Source organism: Thermus igniterrae ATCC 700962, assembly GCF_000376265.1.
GTDB lineage: Bacteria > Deinococcota > Deinococci > Deinococcales > Thermaceae > Thermus > Thermus igniterrae.
The window spans coordinates 1-4,778 of the sequence record NZ_AQWU01000014.1; the positions used below are offsets into that span (position 1 = coordinate 1).

Here is a 4,778-nt window from a genome sequence, read left to right on the forward strand (position 1 = left end):
CCCTTGCCCAAGCCAAAAACCCTTTGTCAAGATCCCCGTCCGAGGGTTCGGACACCCTCAGTATAGCACCTTACTGGAAGCATGTACTTGGTCAAAATCTGTGCCCAAAAAGCCCTTCACCAAATCGCTTCGCTTTTGTATAGCGGAAAAGTGCCCATTCCGTCGGTCAAGTGCCAATGGTGGAAGTAGCTATCTCATCTGGAAGCAAGGGGGATGGCCGGGGGAAATGGGGGCTAGCTGGGCCAGTGGAAAACCCCCTTCCTGGTCCCGAATCGGGCGTGGGGGCTGGAAGGGGGCGGTGTTCTTTGGGCTTAAGAAGCGGTGCGCTTCTGCAGGAAGTAGACCACGCCGTAGCCAACGGCGGCCAGGATGAGGAGGGGAATGGCAAAGAGCAGAAGGTTCCAGATGAGGCCGGACAGGGCCAGGAGCACCTTGCCCAGGAAGGTGAAGACCCACCCCCCCACCCACAGGGCAAGGAGGACGCCCACCACCACCAGAAGGCCCAGGATGACCCATTCCAAGATGTCGCGCAGGCTCCGTTCCATGCCCTAAGCATACACTGGAAAGGTGGAGCGCTACCGGCTAGAGGAGGGCATCGTGGTGGGGCGGCGGGCCCTGCCGCAGGGGGACCTCCTGCTTCGCCTCCTCACGCCCAGGGGGAGCCTCGAGGCCGTGGCCCGCAAGGGCCTGCGGCCCACGGGGCGCACGGGCCGGCTTTCCCTCTTCCACCACGTGCGCATCCAGATTTACGCCAAGGCAGAAGGCCTTCCCACCCTCACCCAGGCGGAGCTGGTGGGCCGGCTCCACGGCCTGGAGGAACCCCGGCGCTTCCTCATGGCCTCCTTTCTGGCGGAGCTGGCCTACCGCCTGGCCTCCCCCGAGGCGGCCCCCCGGATCTTCCCCATCTTCGTCTCGGGGCTTCGGGGCATCGCCAAGCACCCCAACCCCCTCCTCCCCCTGGTCTGGGCCGGGTGGCGGGTGGTGAAGGCAGGCGGCCTGGCCCCAAGCCTCCTGGGCCCCGGCCTCCACCTCCAGGAAGGGCGCCTGGGGGAGGAAGGGGTCTACCTGGGGGAAAAGGGGGTGGAGGCCCTGCGGGCGGTGCTCCACCTTCCCGGCGGGGAAGCCCTCCCCTACCTGGAAGAGGCCCCCCTGGAACGGCTTTTCCTGGCCCTGAAAAGCCACGCGGAGGAGGCCATAGGCCCCCTCCGCACCGCTTTGGCCCTATAGGGGCCGTATCTCCAGGATGGTGTAGACCTGGGCCCCCTTCTTGCCCCGGATCTCCACCACGTCCCCCACCTTCTTGCCCATGAGGGCCTGGCCCAGGGGGGACTCATCGGAAATCTTGCCGCTGAAGATGTCCGCCTCGTGGCTTCCCACGATGGCCAGGGAGAGGCGCTCCCCGGTTTCCGTCTCCAGCTCCACCTGGCAGCCCAGGGCCACCGCCTCGTAGGTGCCGTTGCCCTCCACCACCACCGCCCGGGCGAGGAGGTCCTCCAGCTGGGCGATGCGGGCCTCGTTCTGCCACATGGCCCGGCGGGCCTCGTCGTAGCCGGCGTTTTCCCGGAGGTCCCCCTCTTCCAGGGCCTGCTCAAAGTCGGCGGAGATCTCCTGCCGCTTGGTGGTCTTCAGGTGATGAAGCTCCTCCTGAAGGCGCTTCAGGCCTTCCGGGGTGAGGTAGACCGGCTTCTTCATGCTCTTCCTCCACGTAAAAAGGGGCACCAGCCCAAGCCCTTGGGCTGGAGGTACCGCTATTCAGTATAGCAGGCGGGGAGGAAGCGCTCTAGGAGGGGCAGGAGCTCCGCAGGGGGCGGCCCCACGGGCAGAAGGCCCACCCCACTCCCCGCCAGGAGCAGGGCCCCCGAAAGGGCCTCCGGGCGCAAAAAGGAGCGCTCCACCCGCAGGCCCAGCTCCCGGGCCGCCCGGGCCACCTGCTCCCGGGTGATGCCCTCGAGGCCCCCCTCCAGGAGGTGCAGGACCCCATCCCGGTAAAGGAGAGGGCTGGTGCGGCTCCCGTCCACCACATGGCCCTGGGCGTCCAGCAAAAGCCCCTCAAAGGCCCCTTCCGCCTGGGCGGCCCGCAGGGCCAGGCGGTAGGGCAGGTAGTTGCCCGTCTTGTAGCGGGCCAGGTCGGGGTGGACGCGGTAGGGGGTGAGGGCCACCCGAACCCCTTCCCGGTAGAAGGCCAGGGGCAGAGGGGTGTAGGGCCGGGCCTCGGTAAGCCACACGCCTTCCCCCACGGTGAGGCGCAGGCGCAGGCAGGGCACCCCGGGAAAGGCGGCCAGGAGGGCCTCGAGGTCCCGGCCCAAGGCCTCGTCCCCCGGGTAGGGAAGCCCCAGGGCCTCCGCGTGGCGGCGCAGGCGGAAGAGGTGCTCCTCCCACGCGCAAGGCCGCCCTCCCTCCACCCGCAAGGTGGTGAAGACCGAGGCCCCGTGGTAGAGAAACCCCTCGGGCAGGGGCTCGGCGAAGGGCTCACCCTTGAGGAGGACCCGCTTCATGCCCACCTTCTTACCCCACCTCCAGAAAGCGCGCCAAAAGCTCCATGCCCCACGGGGAGAGGATGCTTTCCGGGTGGAACTGCACCCCGTAGGCCGCCCGCCCGTCCCACAGGGCCATGGGCACCCCGTCTTGGGTCCAGGCCAGAAGCCTTAGGGAGGGGGGAAGGCGCCGCAGGGCCAGGGAGTGGTAGCGGGCGAAGGGCAGGGGGTCGGGCAGGCCGGCGAAGAGGGCCTCGCCGGTGTGGTGGATGGCGTGGGCCTCCCCGTGGACGGGGTTTTCCCGGTAAAGCTCGGCCCCCAGGGCCACCCCTAGGGCCTGGTGGCCCAGGCAGACCCCCAGGAAGGGTATTCCCGCCCGCAGGGCGGCCTGGGTCCACTCCAGCACCCGACCGGCGGTGAAGGGGTCCTTGGGCCCGGGGCCCACCACCAGGTGGGTGAAGCCCCGGAAGGAGGGGGCCTCCTCCTGGTCCACCACCACCACCTCCGCCCCCAGGGCCCTCAGGTAGTCCACCAGGTTGTGGCTGAAGGAGTCGCGGTTTTCCAGGAAGAGCACCCGGGCCTGCCGCCGCCTGGGGGGCGGGGGCGGGCTCCAGGCGGCGGTGGGCTTGGGGGGAAGGGGCTTCTGGCCAGGCCGGCCCCGCTCCAGGGCCAGGAGGAGGCTTTCCGCCTTGTGGAGGGTCTCCTGGTACTCCGCCTCCGGCTGGGAGTTGATGACGATGCCCGCCCCGGCGGAAAAGAGGACCTCCTCCCCCACGGCCTGGAAGGAGCGGATGAGGATGTTGAAGTCCGCCCCCCTGCCCGAGACGTACCCCAGGCTTCCCGTGTAGGCCCCCCGGGGGACGGGCTCCAGGTGGCGGATGGCCTCCATCACCGTCCCCTTGGGGGCCCCGGTGATGGTACCCCCGGGGAAGAGGCTCCGGAACACCTCTCCCAAGGCGGCCCGGCTCAGGGCCTCCACCTCGGAGACCAGGTGCATCACGTGGGCGTAGCGCTCCACGGTGAAAAGCTCCCGCACCCGCACGGTGCCGGGGAGGGCCACCCGGGCCAGGTCGTTGCGCACCAGGTCCACCAGCATGGCGTGCTCTGCCCGCTCCTTGGCCGAGGCCAGAAGCTCCTGTTCCAGGGCCAGGTCCTCGGCCTCGGTCCTGCCCCGGGGCCGGGTGCCGGCGATGGGCCGGGCCCTGAGCCGGGCCCCCACCTTCTGGAAAAGCCGCTCGGGGCTCCCCGAGACCACCGCCCAGCCTTCCCCCTGCAAAAGGCCCATGAAGGGGGAGGGGTTGAGGGCCCGGAGCCGGGCGTAGAGGAGGAGGGGGTCCACCCTGCCCCGGAGGCGGAAGCGGTGGGAGAGGTTCACCTGGTAGACCACCCCGGCCCGGATGCGCTCCTGCACCTCCTCCACGCCCCGCAAAAAGGCCTCCCGGGGAAAATCCGAGAGGAGGGGCAGGGGGGGAAGGCCTGAGGGCCGGTAGGGCCTGGGCCTCAGGGGAAAGGAGGGGAAGGCCACCAGCCGCCCCTCCAGGAGGGCAAAGCCTTCGGGGTAGTAGTAGAAGGCGGCCTCGGGCAGGCCGGGAAGGGGCGGGTGGGTGGGAAGGCCGAAGTGGCGGGCGAACTCGTAGGCAAAAAAGCCCATCCAGGCAGGGAAAAAGCCCCTGCCCAGCCCCTTTTCCAGGTAGGTGAAGAGGTCCAGGGCCTCCCCCACCCGCCGCCCGTCCAGGTAAAGCCGCCCTTCCCAGACCTCGAGGCGGTGCTGGGGGCGAAGTCCCAGCAGGGAAAGCCGGGAGAAAGAGGCCTTGGGCCCCAAGGACTCCAGAAGGGCAGGCCGGAGGCCCCGGGCACGGGCCGCATGGTACAGGGCCAAAAGCCCCCCGGGGTAAGGCCTTCCCAGGGGGGAAAGTGCGCCCAGACCCACCTCCACGGGGGGCAGTATACAAGGCCCAAAACCGGGGAGCCCGGCCCTAGGGTATAGGGGGTTTGGTGTAGCCTGTCTCACCCCCCTTTCGGATATTCAATGCATACCCCCTTGACAAGCCAAAGGAAAAGGGGGCGCTTGGTGAGCTGTGGAAGAACACCAGACGCCCCCTTCCATCCTACCCCTGTCCCTGGAGGAACTGGTCCCCCTGCTCCAGGCATGGCTCCAAGCCCGCTTGCCAGAAGGGGAGAGAAAACCCGGCAGGCCCAGGACCTTCTCCGACCTCAGCCTCTTTCTCTTCCACCTGGTCCGCGCCCTCCTGGGCTTCTCCAGCGAACGCATGCGCCGGGAACTGGCCCGCAACCCTAGGCTCC

The 4,778-nt window shown here is 68.9% G+C and carries 5 protein-coding genes and 1 pseudogene; 2 read left to right on the plus strand and 4 right to left on the minus strand.

Annotated features, from left to right (window positions below):
- Positions 1-311 precede the first annotated feature (311 nt).
- Complete coding sequence (locus B128_RS0100190) at positions 312-545, minus strand: hypothetical protein (protein WP_018110294.1); 234 nt, start codon at positions 543-545, stop codon at positions 312-314.
- Between the two features lie 22 nt (positions 546-567).
- Between B128_RS0100190 and recO the strand changes: the two genes are divergently transcribed.
- Positions 568-1,227, plus strand: coding sequence for a DNA repair protein RecO (recO, locus tag B128_RS0100195; RefSeq protein ID WP_018110295.1), 660 nt, complete (start codon positions 568-570; stop codon positions 1,225-1,227).
- On the opposite strand, the gene greA is transcribed toward recO, so the two are convergent.
- Genes greA through B128_RS0100210 form a run of 3 tightly spaced genes read right to left on the minus strand, consistent with a single transcriptional unit; the run spans position 1,222 to position 4,410 of the window.
- Positions 1,222-1,692 carry a transcription elongation factor GreA gene (gene greA, locus B128_RS0100200; protein WP_018110296.1) on the minus strand — a complete coding sequence of 157 codons (471 nt, stop codon included), beginning with the start codon at positions 1,690-1,692 and terminating at the stop codon, positions 1,222-1,224. The genes recO and greA overlap by 6 nt on opposite strands.
- 56 nt (positions 1,693-1,748) lie before the next feature.
- Positions 1,749-2,495, minus strand: coding sequence for an aminotransferase class IV (locus B128_RS0100205; RefSeq protein WP_018110297.1), 747 nt, complete (start codon positions 2,493-2,495; stop codon positions 1,749-1,751).
- A 10-nt stretch (positions 2,496-2,505) separates the two neighbouring features.
- Positions 2,506-4,410, minus strand: a complete 1,905-nt coding sequence (locus B128_RS0100210) for a chorismate-binding protein (protein ID WP_018110298.1) — start codon at positions 4,408-4,410, stop codon at positions 2,506-2,508.
- Positions 4,411-4,552: 142 nt separating this feature from the next.
- On the opposite strand from B128_RS0100210, the pseudogene B128_RS12010 reads away from it, so the two are divergent.
- Positions 4,553-4,778, plus strand: a pseudogene (locus tag B128_RS12010) (hypothetical protein); the annotation flags it as partial.